Raw genomic sequence first — 15,529 nt, forward strand, 5'->3', positions numbered from 1 at the left:
ATTTTCAGAGCTGTGACCGAGACCTCGCCCGGTGCCCTGCCGGTGCCCATCGTGCCCGGTCTGACCGATCTGCGCGTGTTTGCCCGAGGAGGCTACGCGACGATCTACAAAGCGACCCAGATCTCGGTGGGGCGCGAGGTCGCGGTCAAAGTGGAGAACCGCACGCTCGACAGCGAGCACGACCAGGCGCGCTTCCTGCGCGAGGCGCGGGCCGCCGGGCGGATGTCGTCGCACCCGCACGTGGTCGACCTCTTCGACGTGGGGGTCACGGTCGACCAGCACCCCTACCTGATCATGGAACTCTGCGACGGCTCGTACGCCGAGCGGATGCGGACCTCGCCGCTCGGGCCGGCCGAGGCGCGCGACCTCGGCGTCAAGATCGCCGACGCGATCGCCCACTCGCACGCCGCCGGGGTGCTGCACCGCGACGTCAAGCCGGCGAACATCCTCCACTCGCACTTCAACTCGGCGGTGCTGGCCGACTTCGGGCTGGCGGTCGTGGCCGAGATGCGTGACGCCTCGGTCGCCCTGGAGGTGCTCACCCCGGCCTACGCGCCGCCGGAGATGTTCAACCACAGCCCGCCGTCGCCCGCCGTCGACGTCTACGCCCTCTGCGCCACCCTCTACGCGGTCATGCACGGCCGGCCGCCGCGCTGGCAGTCCGAGCGCAACCCGAGCCTGATCACGGTGTTGGAGATGTTCCACCAGCCGGTCCCCGGCCTGCCCGGTGTGCCGCCCGAGATGATCGACGTGCTCCGGGCGGGGATGTCCAACGACCCCGGCGAGCGTCCCTCGGCCGTCGAGCTGCGCGACCTGCTGGCCGGCCTGCAACTCGGCCCGGCCGGCTCCCCGGTGGGCGGCACGGGCGTGCCCGGACCGGTCGGCGGCGGACCCGGTCCCGTCGGCCCGTACGTCGCCGACCACGTCTCCCGGCCCGCCCCGCGACCGCCGGTGGAGGACCTGCACCCCACGGTGCCCACGGTCGGTCGTCGGCGTCGGCGGCGCTGGTTCCTCGGCGGTGCCGGGATGGTGGCGCTGGCCGCCTCCGCCGGCGCCGGCGCGTGGCTGGGCGGCGCGGTGTCCGCTCCGGGCCCGGCGCCGACCGCCGACGTGGCGGCGACGAGCGTGGCGGCGACGAGCGCGGTGCTGCCCGCCTGCGCCCTGAAGGCCGGGCTGCCCGCCGGGGCGGGCTGCGCCGACGAGCTGGAGTGCTTCGGCCCGATGGTGGTTCGTGGTGCCCGGGCCCGGGCGACGCGGGTGCCCTGCGACGGCCAGCACACCTGGGAGAGCTACGCCGAGGGTGAACTCCCCGACACCCTGGTCGGTGCCGACCACGACGAGGTCAGCGCCGACGCGGGGGTGCGCCGGGTCTGCAACGAGACCACCTTCCGGCTCACCAGCGGGATCAGGATCGCCGACGGCTGGAACCTGGCGGTGCTGCCCCCGGCCGGGGCGGACACCGACCGGACGTACCGCTGCCTGGCCGGGCGCGGGCTCGACGCGCTCGCCTCACCCACCCTCACGGGCCGCTGAGCCGCCGCGCCCCCGGTGGCGCTCCCGCAGGGCGCGGACGGTCTCCCGGTGGTCGAGCGACTCCAGCGTGTCGGCGTCGACGCCGTAGAGCCCTCCGGCCGGCTGCCCCGGGCCAGCCGGCGTGGCGCCCGGTTCCGCCTCGTCCTCCTGCCGGGCCGCCGCCACGGAGACGGCCGCGATCATCGTCGAGAGGACGCAGAGCAGCGCCAGGGCCACCCCGACGAGATCCTGCCGGCCCCACACGATCAGCGTCACCAGCAGCGAGGCCGCCACCAGCGCCGCGACGACCGCCTTCGCCCGCGCGTCGGGCCTCGGAATTCCCACCCGTCCAGGATGTCCGAGCGGAGCCCGCTGTCAACCGGGTCGCCGGCACCGGATGCGATGATCTTCGTTCGAAGATCGTCGCCCGTGGGAGAGGAGTGCCGGTGACCCGCGTCCTCCGGATCGTCGCCACCGTGCTGGTGTCGGGTGCGCTGGCCGCGTGCGGAGCGGACGGGACGCCGGAGCCGGCGACCGCGCCGCCCTCCGCGAGCGGCGCCCCCTCGCCCGCCGCCCCCTCGCTGTCCGCCCCCTCGCCGTCCGCCCTCTCGCCGTCCGCCACGCCACCGTCCGCGGGCCCCGCCTCGCCGGCCGCCGGTCGCGGCGGGTACGCCAACCCGGACGAGGCGATCGCCGCGCACCTGTCGGCCGTCCCGGGGGTCCGCTACCTCGGCCTGTGCAAGAACGCCAGGCGCGACCCGGCGGCGGTCTGCGCCCTCCGGATGGGCTTCGTCGAGCGCGACGAGGTCTACGGGCTGGGCGCCCCGCACAGCGACGTCGTCGGCTTCCTGCTGGTGCGCGACGGGCCCGACGGCTGGCGGGTGGCAGCCGAGTACGCGCCGGGCGGCGGGACGCCGGCGCCGCCGTGGATGGCCGGGGTGGGGTGACCCGGGGCGCGCGGAGGGCATAAAGCGTCAACGGTGAATTATTCGTTACATCGTCTTGCCGGATTGTCGGATATATAGCCACTCGCCGGCCTGCGGCCCTGTCGCCCGCTCCCTAGAGTGACGGAGGTCGAGCCACGGCTCGACCGTCCTGTTCGCCCACCGGAAGGCGTCCACATGCCACGACGAAACCGGTCCATCGCCGCCGCGGGGATCGCCGGCATCCTCCTCGCCGGCGCCGCGGTCGCACCCGCCGCCGCCGCACCGTCCCCCGCCGGCGGGGACCGTCCCGTCACCTCCGACCGGACCAGCCCGCAGGAGGCCCGCCGGGTCGACCGGGTGCCCACGCCCACACTGGACTGGTACGCCTGCTACGAGTACGCCGAGTGCGCCACCGTCCGGCTGCCCCGCGACTACGACCAGCCGAACGGTCCCACGACGGAGGTCGCCGTGCTGCGGGTCAAGGCACGCGACCAGCAGCGGAAGATCGGCAGCCTCTTCGTCAACCCGGGCGGCCCCGGCGGCTCCGGCGGCGAAATCGCGCTCGCCGCGCCGTACTTCCTCGGTGACGAGGTGCTCGACCGCTTCGACGTCGTCGGCGTCGACCCGCGCGGCGTCGCCGCCAGCCAGCAGGTCAGGTGCTTCCCCTCCGTAAAGGAGCAGACCCGGGCGTACGCCGGGCTGAACGTCGCGTTCCCGTGGACGAAGGCTGAGGAGAAGGCGTACGTCGCCTCCTCGAAGGCCGTCGGCAAGGGCTGTTCCACCACGGGCCGGCCGCTCACCGGCGCGATGTCGACCGCCGAGGTCGCCCGGGACATGGACGTGCTGCGCCGCGCCGTGGGCGACCGGAAGCTCACCTTCCTCGGCTTCAGCTACGGCAGCATCCTCGGCCAGTACTACGCCAACATGTTCCCGGACCGGGTCCGCGCCCTGGCGATCGACGGCGTGCTGAACCCGAACGAGTGGGTCGGTCAGGGCAGGGCGCGCAGCCTGTCCCAGGAGGAGCGGATGCGCAGCGCGCAGGGCGCGTACAAGGCGCTGCGGGAGATCCTGGTGCGCTGCGACAAGGCCGGCGCGCAGGCGTGTGCGCTGGCCGAGGGCGACCCCGTCGCGTCGTTCGACCTGGTCGCGAAGCGGCTGCGGGCCAAGCCGGTGGTGATCGAGGACCCCGACCTCGGCCCGCTCACCATCACGTACGCCGACTTCGTCGCCGCCAGCCTGGGCGCGCTCTACGGCCCGGCGGGCTACGCCGAGGTCGTCGACCTCACCGCCGCCCTGCTGGTGCTCACCGACCCGGCGTCGTCCCCGGCCGCCCGCCGCCCGGCGACGGCCGACGTGACCCGGCAGGCCGCCAAGGCCCGCGAGCAGGCCCGCCGGTACGACTTCCCGTACAACAACGGGTTGGAGACCTTCCTCGGCGTGGACTGCACCGACGCGTATCACCCGAAGGACGCCGGCTCGTTCCCGGCGCTCGCCGCGAAGGCCGACAGGCGCGACCCGTACTTCGGCCGGCTCTGGACGTGGGCCACCTCGCCGTGCGCCCGCAAGACCTGGACCGTGCGGGACGAGGACGCCTACACCGGGCCGTTCAACCGGCGGACCGCCGCGCCCGTGCTGGTGGTGGGCAACTACTGGGACCCGGCGACCAACTACCGGGGCGCGGTCAGCTCGGCCCGACTGCTGCCGAACAGCCGCCTGCTCAGCAGCGACAGCTGGGGGCACACCGCGTACGGGACGTCGGCCTGCGTGACCGGCGCCGTCGACGCGTACCTGCTGCGCGGGGCGCTGCCGGCCAACGGCAAGGTCTGTGTGGGCGACGTCCAGCCGTTCGCGGAGCTGCCGGCGGCGCCGGAGGCGACCCGCCGCGCGGAGGCGTCGAAGGGCGCGCTGGCCGCCGAGGGTGCCCCCGGGCGGGGCGAGCCGAAGCGGCTTCCGCCGGTGGTGGCGCCGCTGCCGGCGGTCGGCACGCTGACCGTCCGCTGAGGACCCGGGGTGCGGCGGGCGATCGGGCGCCCGCCGCACCCCGGCCCGCCCTGCATCCCACAAGGGGCCCGCTGGAGGCCCGCGAGGTGCCGCCGGCCCTCAGTCGGCGGGTCAGTAGGACTTGTCCTGGCCGAGGACGTGCTGGGCGACGAAGTTGAGGATCATCTCGCGGCTGACCGGGGCGATCCGGCCGGCGCGCACCGCGCCGAGGAGCGTGGCGACGCCGTACTCGGTGGTCATGCCGGCCCCGCCGAGCACCTGGACGGCCGTGTCGACGGCCAGCGCCGCGGCCTCCCCGGCGGCGTACTTGGCCATGTTGCCGGACACCCCGGCCTCCAGGTCGCGGCCCGCGTCGTAGAGGGTGGCCGCCTTGTGGATCATCAGGCGGGCCAGTTCGACCTGCACGGCGGCGTGCGCGAGCGGATGGGCCACGCCCTGGTGCGAGCCGATGCTCCGGCCGCCCCAGACCTTGCGGGTGGCCGTGTACTCGCTGGCCCGCTCGATGGCGTACCGGCCGGTGCCGGCGCCCATCGCGGCGACCGTGATCCGCTCCGGGTTGAGCCCGGCGAAGAGCGCCGGCAGGCCGGCGTCCAGCGACTCGCCGACCAGTGCGTCGGCGGGCACGCGCACGTCGTCGAGGTAGAGCAGGAACTGGTTCTCCGGGGACACGATCTCCATGTCCAGCTTGGAGCGGGTCAGCCCCGGCGCGTCGGTCGGCACCACGAACAGCGCCGGCTTCAGCTTGCCGGAGACCGCATCCTCGGTCCTCGCCACCACCAGCACATACGAGGCCTCGTCGACGCCCGAGATGTAGCACTTGCGGCCGGAGAGCAGCCAGTCGTCGCCGTCGCGGCGGGCCACCGTGCCGAGCCGGTGGAAGTTGGAGCCGGCCTCCGGCTCGGTGATCGCGAAGACCACCTTCAGCGAGCCGTCGGCGAAGCCCGGCAGGAAGCGCTTGCGCTGCTCCTCGGTGCCGTGCCGGGCGATCACCGTGGCCGCGATGGCGGGGGAGACCACCAGCAGCAGCAGCGGGCAACCGGCCGCCGCCAGCTCCTCGCAGACGATGGCCAGCTCGGTGATCCCGCCCCCGCCACCGCCGTACTCGGTGGGGATGTTGACCCCGAGGTAGCCCAGCCGACCGGCGTCGTCCCACAGCTCGGTGGTGTGCTCGCCGGCCCTGGCCTTGGCGACGAAGTAGTCGTGGCCGTACCGGCGGCCGAGGGCGCGGACGGCGTCGCGGAGCTGGTCCTGCTCGGGGGTGAGGTCGAAGTTCATCGGGGGGCCTCCAGGATCACTCGGGGTTGACCACGGCCAGCACGGCACCCGTGTCGACCTGCCCGCCGGTCGCGACCGGAAGCTCGGCGACCACGCCGTCGGCCGGGGCGAGCACGGGATGTTCCAGCTTCATCGCTTCCAGCGTCAGCAGCAGGTCGCCGGCCGCCACCCGCTGACCGACCTCGACGTGCACCCGGGTCACCGCGCCGGGCAGCGGCGCGACCAGCGAACCGGCCGCCAGCTCGGTGGTGGGATCGGGGAAGCGCGGCAGCTCGGCGAGGCTCGCCGCCCCGTCCGGGCCGTCCACGAAGACCTCCGAGGACACCCGGTGTACGCGGTACGCGCGCCGCACCCCGTCGACGTCGAGCACCACCCGGTCCGGGGCGGCCTGGACCAGGCTCACCGCCGGCGTCGGTGCGTCTGCCGCCGTCTCGTGCGACGTCGGCCCGGCCGCCGTGGCCGTCTCGTCCGGCGTCGGCGTCGGCCCCGGGGCCGCTGCGTCCGTGGGCGGCCCGTCGGTGCGGGCGGCGGAGCCGGCACCCGGCGAGGCCGACCACTCGGCGAGGCCGCCCGAGCGGTCCAGGCGGTAGCGGACCTCGATCTCGCCGTCCGGGCCGGTGAACCGGGTGACCTGCGGGAACGCCGGCACGTTGCGCCAGCCCGAGGGGAGCCCGGCCAGCACCGGCGCCGAGGCGCGGCGGGCGGCGGCGGTGGCCAGCGCGGCAGCCAGGGCCGCCAGGGGGAGCCGGTCGGCGGGCAGCAGCGGGGCGAAGACCTCCGGGTGCCGCTCCAGGAAACCGGTGTCGAGGTCCACGGCCGCGAATTCCGGGCTGCGCAGGACGCGGACCAGCAGGTCCCGGTTGGTGGCGACGCCGTGCAGCTCGGCGCGGGCCAGCGCGCCGGCCAGGGCGCGGGCCGCCTCGGCGCGGGTGGGTGCCCAGGCGATCACCTTGGCGAGCATCGAGTCGTAGTGGACGCCCACCACCGAGCCGTCGACGACACCCGAGTCCAGGCGCAGGCCCGGCCCGGCCAGCGGGCCGAACTCGGCCGCCACCCCGGGCACCGCGAACCGGTGCAGGGTGCCCGTCGCCGGACGGTACCCCTGCGCGGGGTCCTCGGCGCAGAGGCGTACCTCGATCGCGTGGCCCTGTGCCGGCGGGGTCGCCGCCGCCGGCAGCGGCTCGCCCTCGGCGACGAGCAGTTGCAGCCGGACCAGGTCCAGGCCGGTGGTCAGCTCGGTGACCGGGTGCTCGACCTGGAGGCGGGTGTTCATCTCCAGGAAGTAGATCTCCCCGTCGGGCGCGAGCAGGAACTCCACCGTGCCGGCGCCGACGTAGTCGACCGCCCGGCCGGCGGCCACCGCAGCGGCGTGCAGCCGCTCCCGCACCTCGGCGGGGAGGACCCCGGGTGCCTCCTCGACGATCTTCTGGTGGCGGCGCTGGATGGAGCAGTCCCGCACGCCGAGGGCGACCACCGTCCCGTGGGTGTCGCCGAAGATCTGCACCTCGACATGCCGGCCCCGCTCGACGTACCGCTCGATGAAGACCGTGCCGTCGCCGAACGCGCCGGCCGCCTCGCGGCGCGCGGACGCGACGGCCTCGGCCAGCCCGGCGGCGTCCCGGACGACGCGCATGCCGCGCCCGCCGCCCCCGGCGGACGCCTTCACCAGCACCGGGAAGTCGGTGATCTCGTCGGCGTCGGTCCAGGTGGGCAGCATCGGCACGCCCGCCTCGGCGAGCAGCGCCTTCGCCGCCATCTTGTCGCCCATCGCGGCGATCGCCTTCGCGGGCGGGCCCACCCAGGCCAGCCCCGCGTCGGTCACCGCCGCGGCGAACTCGGCATTCTCGGCGAGGAAGCCGTAGCCGGGATGCACGGCGTCCGCCCCGGTCCTCCGGGCCGCGTCGAGGATCAGGTCGATGCGCAGGTACGTCTCGGCGGGCGTGTTCCCGGGCAGCCGCACGGCGTGGTCGGCCTCGGCGACGAACGGCGCGTCGGCGTCGGCGTCGGAGTGCACGGCCACCGTCTCGACGCCCAGCGCCCGGCAGGTGGCGAAGACCCGGCGGGCGATCTCGCCCCGGTTCGCCACTAGAAGTCTCCTGATCACTGAGCCTGCCTCTCGATCGCATTCATCGGGCGCACTGCCGCCTCACATCCGGAAGACGCCGAAGCCGTCAGCGCCCCTGACCGGTGCGTTGTGGATCGCCGACAGGCAGAGCCCGAGGACGGTACGGGTGTCGCGGGGGTCGATCACCCCGTCGTCGTAGAGCCGGCCGGAGAGGAAGAGCGCGCCGGACTGCGACTCGATCTGCTGCTCGACCATCATCCGCATGGCGGCGTCGGAGTCCTCGTCGTAGTCGCGGCCCCGGGCGGCGGCGGCCTGCCGGGCCACGATGGACAGCACGCCCGCGAGCTGCGCCGGCCCCATCACCGCCGACTTGGCGTTGGGCCAGGTGAACAGGAACCTCGGCTCGTACGCCCGCCCGCACATGCCGTAGTTGCCGGCGCCGTAGGAGGCGCCGAGGTTGACCGTCAGGTGCGGTACGGTCGAGTTCGACACCGCGTTGATCATGAGTGCGCCGTGCTTGATGATGCCGCGCTGCTCGTACTCGGTGCCGACCATGTAGCCGGTGGTGTTCTGGAGGAAGACCAGCGGGGTGTCGGCGGCGTTGGCGAGCTGGATGAACTGGGCCGCCTTCTGTGCCTCCTCGCTGAACAGCACGCCCCGCGCGTTGGCCAGCACCCCGACGGGGTAGCCGTGCAGCTCGCCCCAGCCGGTCACCAGGGCGGTGCCGTAGCCGGGCTTGAACTCGTCGAAGGCGCTGTCGTCGAGCACCCGGGCCAGCACCTCGCGCGGGTCGAACGGCACCTTCAGGTCGGCGCTGGCGATGCCGAGCAGCTCCTCGGGGTCGTACCTGGGCGGGGCCGGGCGCGGGTTGCGCGGCGCCGGGCCCTGCTTGCGCCAGTTCAGCCGGCGTACGCACTGCCGGGCCAGCCGGATGCCGTCGCGCTCGTCGGAGGCGAGGAAGTCGGCCAGGCCGGACGTCGTGGCGTGCATGGCCGCCCCGCCGAGGGACTCGTCGTCGGTGACCTCGCCGGTGGCCATCTTCACCAGCGGCGGCCCGGCCAGGTAGACCTGCGAGCGGTCCCGGATCATGATCACGTGGTCGGACATCCCCGGCACGTACGCGCCCCCGGCGGTGGCGTTGCCGAAGACCACGCTGACCGTGGGGATCTTCGCGGCCGAGAGCCGGGTCAGGTCGCGGAACACCCGCCCGCCCGGGATGAAGATCTCCGCCTGGGTGGGCAGGTCCGCGCCGGCCGACTCGACCAGGTTCACCATCGGCAGCCGGTTGGCCAGGGCGATCTCGCCCGCCCGGCGGGTCTTCGCCAGCGACCACGGGTTCACCGCGCCGCCGCGTACCGTCGGGTCGTTCGCGACGACGAGACACTCGACGCCCTCGACGACGCCGATGCCGGTCACCACGCTGGCGCCGACCGGGAAGTCGGTGCCGTACGCGGCCACCGGCGACAGCTCCAGGAACGGGCTGTCCGGGTCGAGCAGCAGCTCGATCCGCTCCCGGGGGAGCAGCTTGCCCCGCTGATGGTGCCGCGTCACGTACTTCTCGCCACCCCCGGCGCGGGCCTTGTCGAGGGCCGCGTCCAGCTCGGCGAGGCGCTCCAGCAGCGCCTCCCGGTTGGCGCGGTGCCCCGGCGAGGACGCGTCGACCGCGCTGCGCAGTGTCGTCACAGGCCCATGCCCTTCGCGATGATCTCGTTCATGATCTCGGTGGTGCCGCCGCCGATGCCGAGGATCCGGGCGTCGCGGTAGTGCCGCTCCACCTCGGCGTCGCGCAGGTAGCCGTAGCCGCCGTGCAGTTGGAGCGCCTGGTCGACGACCTCGGCGCAGGCCGCCACCGCGACGTTCTTCGCCATCGCCACCTCGGTCACCACCGGCTCGCCGGCGGCCACCCGCGCCGCCACCTCGTGCACGTACGCCCGGGCCGCCTCGGTGCGGGTGTGCATCTCGGCCAGCCGGTGCCGGACCAGTTGCCGGCTCGCCAGGGGACGGCCGAACGTGGACCGGTCCCGGCACCAGCGCACCGCCAACTCCACGCAGCGCTGGGCGGTCGCGTACGCCTGGGTGGCGAGCGAGAGCCGCTCCGCGGCGAAGTTCTGCATGATCGACAGGAAGGCGGTGTCCTCCGCGCCGACCCGGTTCGCCACCGGCACCCGGGCGTCGGCGAACGACAGCTCGGCGGTGTCGGAGCAGTGCCAGCCGAGCTTCTCCAGCCGGCGCCCGACGGTGAAGCCGGGGGTGTCCTTGTCGATCACCAGCAGGGTCAGGGCGCCGCTGCCCGGGGGCAGGGTGCAGAGGGCGGTGGTCACGAAGTCGGCCCGTACGCCGCTGGTGATGTAGGTCTTCGACCCGTTGACCACGTAGTGGTCGCCGTCCCGCCGCGCGTGGGTGCGGATGCTCGTCACGTCCGAGCCGCCGTCGGGCTCGGTGATCGCCAGCGCGCCGATCATGGTGCCGGCCAGCGTCGGCCGGACGTACCGGTCGATCAGCTCCGCGTCGCCGGAGGCGACGATGTGCGGCAACGCGATGCCGTGCGTGAAGAGCGCGGCGATCAGCCCGGACGAGCCGCCCGAGCGGATGATCTCCTCGGTCACGATGATCGAGTCGAGCAGGTCCCCGCCGCTGCCGCCGACGGCCTCCGGGAAGCCGATGCCGAGCAGGCCGAGCTTGGCGGCGGTGGCGTGCAGCTCGCGGGGGATCTCGCCGGCCCGCTCCCAGTCGTCCAGGTGCGGCAGCACCTCCCGGGCGACGAAGGCCCGGGTCAGCTCCCGCAGCTGTCGGCGCTCCGGCGTGTCCACGATGGTCATCGGCCCTCCCCGGGTGTCGCGTCGCCGGCCCGGCTGCCCGGGCCGGACATGAGGTCCGCCGGCAGGTCGACGAGCCGGGAGCGGAGCAGCTCGCCGAGCGCCTTGGCCTGCGGATCGAACCGGGTGGAGGCGGCCACCCCCTGCCCGAGCAGGCCCCGGACGACGAAGTTGACGGCCCGCAGGTTCGGCAGCTCGTACCGCTCCACGGCCAGCGGCGCGGTCTCCGGCAGCAGCTCGCGCAGTCGGGCGGTGGTCAGCCAGCCGCGCAGCCACGACCAGGTCGCGTCCGTGCGGGCCCAGACGCCCAGGTTGGCGTCGCCGCCCTTGTCGCCGGAGCGGGCCCCGACCAGCTCGCCGAGCGGCGCGCGCCGGGTGGGCCGGTCGGCCGGCGGCGGGTCCGCCTCCGGCGGGTCGGCGGCGGGCGCCGGCTCGTCCGCCGGGGCGGCGGTGCGGGCCGGCGGCGGGATCGGCACCCGCTCGCCGGAGGGGAGCACCGCGACGTGCGGCACCGCGTCCTGCGGCACGGCGTCGGCGGTGAACACCCCGTAGGGCGCGGCGTCGCCGGGCAACGTGGTCAGGGTGCAGCCGGGGTACGAGGCCAGGGCCAGCTCCACCGCGGCGGCCGAGAACGCCCGCCCGGCCCGCGCCTTGTCGCCGTCGCGCAGGTGTACGTGCAGCAGCGCGCTCGCCGCCTCGGTGTCGGCCGCGTCCGCGTGGTCGGTGCGGGCCAGCGTGAACTCCAGCCCCTCCGTCCCGACGGCCGCCTCGACCTGATCGCGGACCAGGGCCGCCTTGGCGGGGATGTCGAGCCCGCACAGGACGAAGGTCATCGAGTTGCGGAACCCGCCGAGGTTGTTGACGCCCACCTTGAGGGTGCCCGGCGGGGGCGTGCCCCGCACGCCGCTCACCCGTACGCGGTCCGGCCCGTCGGCGGCCAGTGCGACGGTGTCCAGCCGGGTCACCACGTCAGGCCCGAGGTAGGCCGGGCCGCCGACCTCGTAGAGCAGCTGGGCGGTGACCGTCTCCACGGTGACCGCGCCGCCGGTGCCGGGGTGCTTGGTGATCACGCAGGAGCCGTCGGGGTGCAGCTCGGCGACCGGGAAGCCGGGGCGCCGCGCGCCGTCGGGCAGCTCGGTGAAGAAGCTGAAGTTGCCCCCCGTGACCTGCGCCCCGCACTCGACCAGGTGACCGGCGACGGTCGCCCCGGCCAGCGCGTCCAGGTCGTCGCGGCGCCAGCCGAAGCGGGCGATCGCCGGACCCACCACCAGGGACGCGTCGGTCACCCGGCCGGTGACCACCACGTCCGCCCCGCCGTCCAGGCAGGCGGCGATGCCGTACGCGCCCAGGTAGGCGTTCGCCGTCAGCGCGTCGGGACGGGCGAGGGCGTCGCCCTCGACGTACCCGACGCGGACGGTCAGGCCGAGCCGGTCGGCGAGCGACCCGATGGCGGCGGCCAGGCCGGCCGGGTTCAGCCCGCCGGCGTTGGTCACGAGCCGCACGCCCCGGTCCAGGGCGGTGCCGAGGCAGCCCTCCAGTTGGCGGAGGAACGTCTTCGCGTAGCCGAGGGAGGGGTCGCGCAGCCGGTCCCGGCCGAGGATCAGCATGGTCAGCTCGGCCAGGTAGTCGCCGGTCAGCACGTCCAGTTCGCCGCCGTCGAGCATCTCCCGCCACGCCGTCGACCGGTCGCCGTAGAAGCCGGAGGCGTTGCCTACCCGGAGCACGCCGCTCACGCCGCCACCCCGCCCGCCGCGTCGCTTCCGGGGGCCGTCGGTGGGCGGCCGGGGCCGGGTGGGCCGGCGAAGGCCTGCGCGACGTCCAGCCACGCGTCGGCGACCGGGCCGGTCACGGTCAGCGCCAGGTCGGCGCGGTGCCTGCGCTGGGTGACCAGCAGGCAGAAGTCGAGCGCCGGACCGGTGACCCGGTCGGCGGCGTCGGCCGGGCCGTACGCCCAGATGTCGCCCTCCGGCGCCGTCAACTCGACGCGCACCGGCGCCGCCGGCACCGGCCGGCCGTGGGCGGCGAAGCTGTGGCCGAGGGTACGGAAGCCGAGGTGTGCGACGTGCCGCAACCGGTCGGTGCCGGGGCGGGCCACCCCGAGGGCGTCGGCCACGTCCGTGCCGTGCGCCCAGGTCTCCATGATCCGGGCGGTGGCCATCGAGGCGGCCGACATCCGGGTGCCGAACCAGGGCAGCTTCCCGCCCGCCGGCACGCGGGCCAGCGCGTCGGCGAGCGCCGCCCGGCCGGCCCGCCAGCGGGGAAGCAGCTCGCCCGGCGGGGCGAGGAACTCCTCCGCGCCGGAGTCGACGAGCCGGGCGGGGTCGGGGGCGGCGAGTACGGCGGCGAGGAACGCCTCGGCGTCGGTGGCGGCGAGCAGCGCCACGTGGTCGGTCCAGGCGAGGTGGGCGATCTGGTGCCCGACGCTCCAGCCCGGCGACGGGGTGGCCCGCCCCCAGCCGGCCGACGCCCGGCCGGTCACCAGGTCGTCGAGCTGCTCGGACTCGTCGGTCAGGTCCGCGAGCAGGTCCTTGAGGTCGACCATGGTGCCTCCGGGGGCTGGGCGGGCCGGTCAGGGCGGGCGGTCAGGGGGTGAGCAGGGTGGCGAGCTGGCGCTTCCAGGTGTGCAGCAGGGCGGCGCGGCGGGACGAGTCGTCGTTGAGCAGGTTGGCCACGCCGAGCCCACGGAGCAGGTCGAGGGTCGCCTGCACCGCCTCGCGTACGCCCGGACGGCGCTCGTCCACGTCGAGCAGCGCGACGGTGAGCCGGTGCATCTCGCGGCCGACGCGGGCCTCGAGCGGCACCAGGGCCTCGCGCAGCTCCCGGTCGGTGCGGGCGGCGACCCAGAGTTCGAGGGCCGCGACGAAGAGCGGGCCGGTGAACGCCGCGCCGAGCAGGTCGATCACCCGGTCGAGCCGCTGCGGGCCGGGCGGTAGCGCCTCGGCCTCGGTGCGCAGCTCCTCCGCCCGCCGCTCGGCGAGGTGGGCGACGGCGGCGGTGACCAGCGCGGCCTTGGTGGGGTAGTGGTGCAGCTGGGCGCCGCGCGAGACGCCGGCCCGGGTCGCGACGACGGTGGTGGTGGTGCCGGACCAGCCGTGCTCGACCAGGCACTCGACGGTCGCCTCCAGCAGGCGGGCCTGGGTGGCGCGGCTGCGCTCCTGCTGAGGGACGCGGGTCGATGCGGGCACGGGGACAGCGTGCCGCCCCGGAAACAAACAGTCAAGACTGACTTTTTCTGGGCGAGGTCGGATGGCGCCGGGTGACGCCCCACCGTGGAGAGGTCTCGGCGGCGTCCACCCGGAAGGGCGACCGTCTCCGCGCGCGGGTCAGGACGGCGGGGCGGTGTACGGCGGTGGGGGAACCCTCAGCCCCGGATGCGGGCCCGCCCCGTCGGCAACGCTCAGCGGCCGTCGCGCGGGGCGAACACCGCGAGGGCCGTGGCGTCGCTGTGTCGGGAGCGCAGGTACTCGTCCGCCCACCCGGCGGCGTCGGGGAAGCCCGACTCGGCCGTCACCCGGGCGCAGGCGGCGTCCACGTCGAAGGGGGTACGCCGCAGGTCCACCCCGGGCCCGAGGAGCGCCCAGTAGGCGCCGGGACCGCCGTAGGGCATCCCGACGCTGCCCGGGTTGACGATCAGCCGCCGGTCGGCCAGCCGGGTGAACGGCATGTGGGTGTGCCCGCAGACGACCGTGCCCACCTCGGCCGGGACGTCGGCGAGCACCTCCGCCCAGCGTTCCATCCGGGAGTCGACGAGCACGACCTCCTCGTCGTCGCGCGGGGTGGCGTGGCAGAACAGCACCGGGCCGAGGCCGGTGACCTCCAGGGTGACTGTCAGCGGCAGCGCCGCCAACCGGGCCACCTGGTCGTCGCGGAGCTGCTCCGCCGCCCAGTTGGAGACGTCGATCGGGGAGGGGCGGCCGGCCCGCGCCTGCACCAGCTCGCGGTCCGCGTTGCCCCGTACCCAGCGGGCCCGGTCGCCCAGGCCGGCGAGCACGTCCAGCACCTCGACCGGCTGCGGGCCGGCCGCGATGTCGCCGGTGAGCACGATCAGGTCGGCGGCGGCGACGTCCGGCTCGGCCAGTACGGCCTCCAACGCCGGCAGCGCACCGTGGATGTCGGAGAGAACGGCCACCCGGTCCAGCATCGCTCCACCGTGCCCGCCGGGCGGGCACGGTGTCCAGCGATTCTGCCCCGGGCAGACAGAGCCCGGGGCAGCCCAGCCGGGTGCGTCAGACGCGGGCGCGGCGGGCCAGGCGCTCCGGGTCGAGGATGATGATGCTCTTGCCGTCCAGCCGCAGCCACCCGCGCGAGGCGAAGTCGGCCAGCGCCTTGTTGACGGTCTCCCGGGAGGCGCCGACGAGCTGGGCGATCTCCTCCTGGGTGAGGTCGTGGGTCACCCGCAGCACCCCGCCGTCGCGGGTGCCGAAGCGGCCGGCCATCTGGAGCAGGTTCTTGGCGACGCGGCCGGGCACGTCGGTGAAGATCAGGTCGGCCAGGGAGTCGTTCGTGCGCCGGAGCCGGCGGGCGAGCACCCGCAGCAGCTGCTCGGCGATCTCCGGGCGGTTGTTCAGCCACGGGCGCAGGGCCTGCTTGCGCAGCCGCACCAGGCGGGTGTCGGTGACCGCCGTGGCCGTCGCCGTACGCGGGCCGGGGTCGAAGAGCGACAGCTCGCCCACCATGTCCGACGGGCCCATCACCGCGATCAGGTTCTGCCGGCCGTCGGCAGCGCGCCGGCCCACCTTGATCTTGCCGGACAGCAGGATGTAGAGACTGTCGCCGGGTTCGCCCTCGTTGAAGACGATCTCGCCCTTGCGGACCTCGAGCGTCTCCATCTCCTTGGCGAGTGCCTCGGCAGCCTCCGGGTCGACGCCCTGGAAGATCCCGCTGCGAGCCAGTACCTCGTCCATCGCGCACCTCCGCCTGCGCGTGCCGTCCGT

13 protein-coding genes are annotated in these 15,529 nt (G+C 75.0%); 3 read left to right on the forward strand and 10 right to left on the reverse strand.

Going from position 1 to position 15,529, the window contains the following annotated elements:
• The first annotated feature begins 12 nt into the window (after positions 1–12).
• A complete protein-coding gene (locus ACTMS2_RS20780) occupies positions 13–1,533 on the forward strand; it encodes a serine/threonine-protein kinase (protein WP_441176888.1) in 1,521 nt (506 codons plus the stop codon).
• Here ACTMS2_RS20780 and ACTMS2_RS20785 read toward each other — a convergent pair.
• Positions 1,510–1,857 (reverse strand): hypothetical protein, encoded by a 348-nt coding sequence (locus ACTMS2_RS20785; protein ID WP_441176889.1) that lies wholly within the window; start codon positions 1,855–1,857, stop codon positions 1,510–1,512. The genes ACTMS2_RS20780 and ACTMS2_RS20785 overlap by 24 nt on opposite strands.
• 101 nt (positions 1,858–1,958) lie before the next feature.
• Between ACTMS2_RS20785 and ACTMS2_RS20790 the strand changes: the two genes are divergently transcribed.
• A complete protein-coding gene (locus ACTMS2_RS20790) occupies positions 1,959–2,459 on the forward strand; it encodes a hypothetical protein (protein ID WP_441176890.1) in 501 nt (166 codons plus the stop codon).
• Positions 2,460–2,633: 174 nt separating this feature from the next.
• A complete protein-coding gene (locus ACTMS2_RS20795) occupies positions 2,634–4,439 on the forward strand; it encodes an alpha/beta hydrolase (RefSeq protein WP_441176891.1) in 1,806 nt (601 codons plus the stop codon).
• A gap of 111 nt (positions 4,440–4,550) precedes the next feature.
• On the opposite strand, the gene ACTMS2_RS20800 is transcribed toward ACTMS2_RS20795, so the two are convergent.
• From ACTMS2_RS20800 to ACTMS2_RS20840, 9 genes are all read right to left on the reverse strand, one after another.
• The gene (locus tag ACTMS2_RS20800; protein ID WP_441176892.1) at positions 4,551–5,714 is read right to left on the reverse strand and encodes an acyl-CoA dehydrogenase family protein; all 1,164 of its coding nucleotides are present in this window, start codon (positions 5,712–5,714) and stop codon (positions 4,551–4,553) included.
• 16 nt (positions 5,715–5,730) lie between these two features.
• Positions 5,731–7,818: an ATP-binding protein gene (locus ACTMS2_RS20805; protein WP_441176893.1), complete on the reverse strand. Its 2,088-nt coding sequence runs from the start codon at positions 7,816–7,818 to the stop codon at positions 5,731–5,733.
• A 42-nt stretch (positions 7,819–7,860) separates the two neighbouring features.
• Positions 7,861–9,462 (reverse strand): acyl-CoA carboxylase subunit beta, encoded by a 1,602-nt coding sequence (locus tag ACTMS2_RS20810; RefSeq protein WP_441176894.1) that lies wholly within the window; start codon positions 9,460–9,462, stop codon positions 7,861–7,863.
• Positions 9,459–10,598 carry an acyl-CoA dehydrogenase family protein gene (locus ACTMS2_RS20815; RefSeq protein WP_441176895.1) on the reverse strand — a complete coding sequence of 380 codons (1,140 nt, stop codon included), beginning with the start codon at positions 10,596–10,598 and terminating at the stop codon, positions 9,459–9,461. The genes ACTMS2_RS20810 and ACTMS2_RS20815 overlap by 4 nt, the downstream gene beginning before the upstream one ends.
• Positions 10,595–12,328, reverse strand: a complete 1,734-nt coding sequence (locus tag ACTMS2_RS20820) for an acyclic terpene utilization AtuA family protein (RefSeq protein WP_441176896.1) — start codon at positions 12,326–12,328, stop codon at positions 10,595–10,597. The genes ACTMS2_RS20815 and ACTMS2_RS20820 overlap by 4 nt, the downstream gene beginning before the upstream one ends.
• Positions 12,325–13,137, reverse strand: coding sequence for a TIGR03084 family metal-binding protein (locus ACTMS2_RS20825; RefSeq protein WP_441176897.1), 813 nt, complete (start codon positions 13,135–13,137; stop codon positions 12,325–12,327). The genes ACTMS2_RS20820 and ACTMS2_RS20825 overlap by 4 nt, the downstream gene beginning before the upstream one ends.
• 40 nt (positions 13,138–13,177) lie before the next feature.
• Positions 13,178–13,780, reverse strand: a complete 603-nt coding sequence (locus tag ACTMS2_RS20830) for a TetR/AcrR family transcriptional regulator (protein WP_441176898.1) — start codon at positions 13,778–13,780, stop codon at positions 13,178–13,180.
• 212 nt (positions 13,781–13,992) lie between these two features.
• The gene (locus tag ACTMS2_RS20835) at positions 13,993–14,736 is read right to left on the reverse strand and encodes a metallophosphoesterase family protein (protein WP_441176899.1); all 744 of its coding nucleotides are present in this window, start codon (positions 14,734–14,736) and stop codon (positions 13,993–13,995) included.
• 85 nt (positions 14,737–14,821) lie between these two features.
• Complete coding sequence (locus ACTMS2_RS20840) at positions 14,822–15,499, reverse strand: Crp/Fnr family transcriptional regulator (RefSeq protein WP_089003062.1); 678 nt, start codon at positions 15,497–15,499, stop codon at positions 14,822–14,824.
• Between the last annotated feature and the right edge of the window lie 30 nt (positions 15,500–15,529).

Source organism: Micromonospora sp. SD12 (assembly GCF_052068495.1).
GTDB lineage: Bacteria > Actinomycetota > Actinomycetes > Mycobacteriales > Micromonosporaceae > Micromonospora > Micromonospora echinofusca.

Excerpts from the sequence above, each read along its gene's own strand:
- ACTMS2_RS20840 (WP_089003062.1), bottom strand. The coding sequence starts at position 15,499 with ATGGACGAGGTACTGGCTCGCAGCGGGATCTTCCAGGGCGTCGACCCG.
- ACTMS2_RS20800 (WP_441176892.1), bottom strand. The coding sequence starts at position 5,714 with ATGAACTTCGACCTCACCCCCGAGCAGGACCAGCTCCGCGACGCCGTC.
- ACTMS2_RS20815 (WP_441176895.1), bottom strand. The coding sequence starts at position 10,598 with ATGACCATCGTGGACACGCCGGAGCGCCGACAGCTGCGGGAGCTGACC.
- ACTMS2_RS20835 (WP_441176899.1), bottom strand. The coding sequence starts at position 14,736 with ATGCTGGACCGGGTGGCCGTTCTCTCCGACATCCACGGTGCGCTGCCG.
- ACTMS2_RS20795 (WP_441176891.1), top strand. The coding sequence starts at position 2,634 with ATGCCACGACGAAACCGGTCCATCGCCGCCGCGGGGATCGCCGGCATC.
- ACTMS2_RS20825 (WP_441176897.1), bottom strand. The coding sequence starts at position 13,137 with ATGGTCGACCTCAAGGACCTGCTCGCGGACCTGACCGACGAGTCCGAG.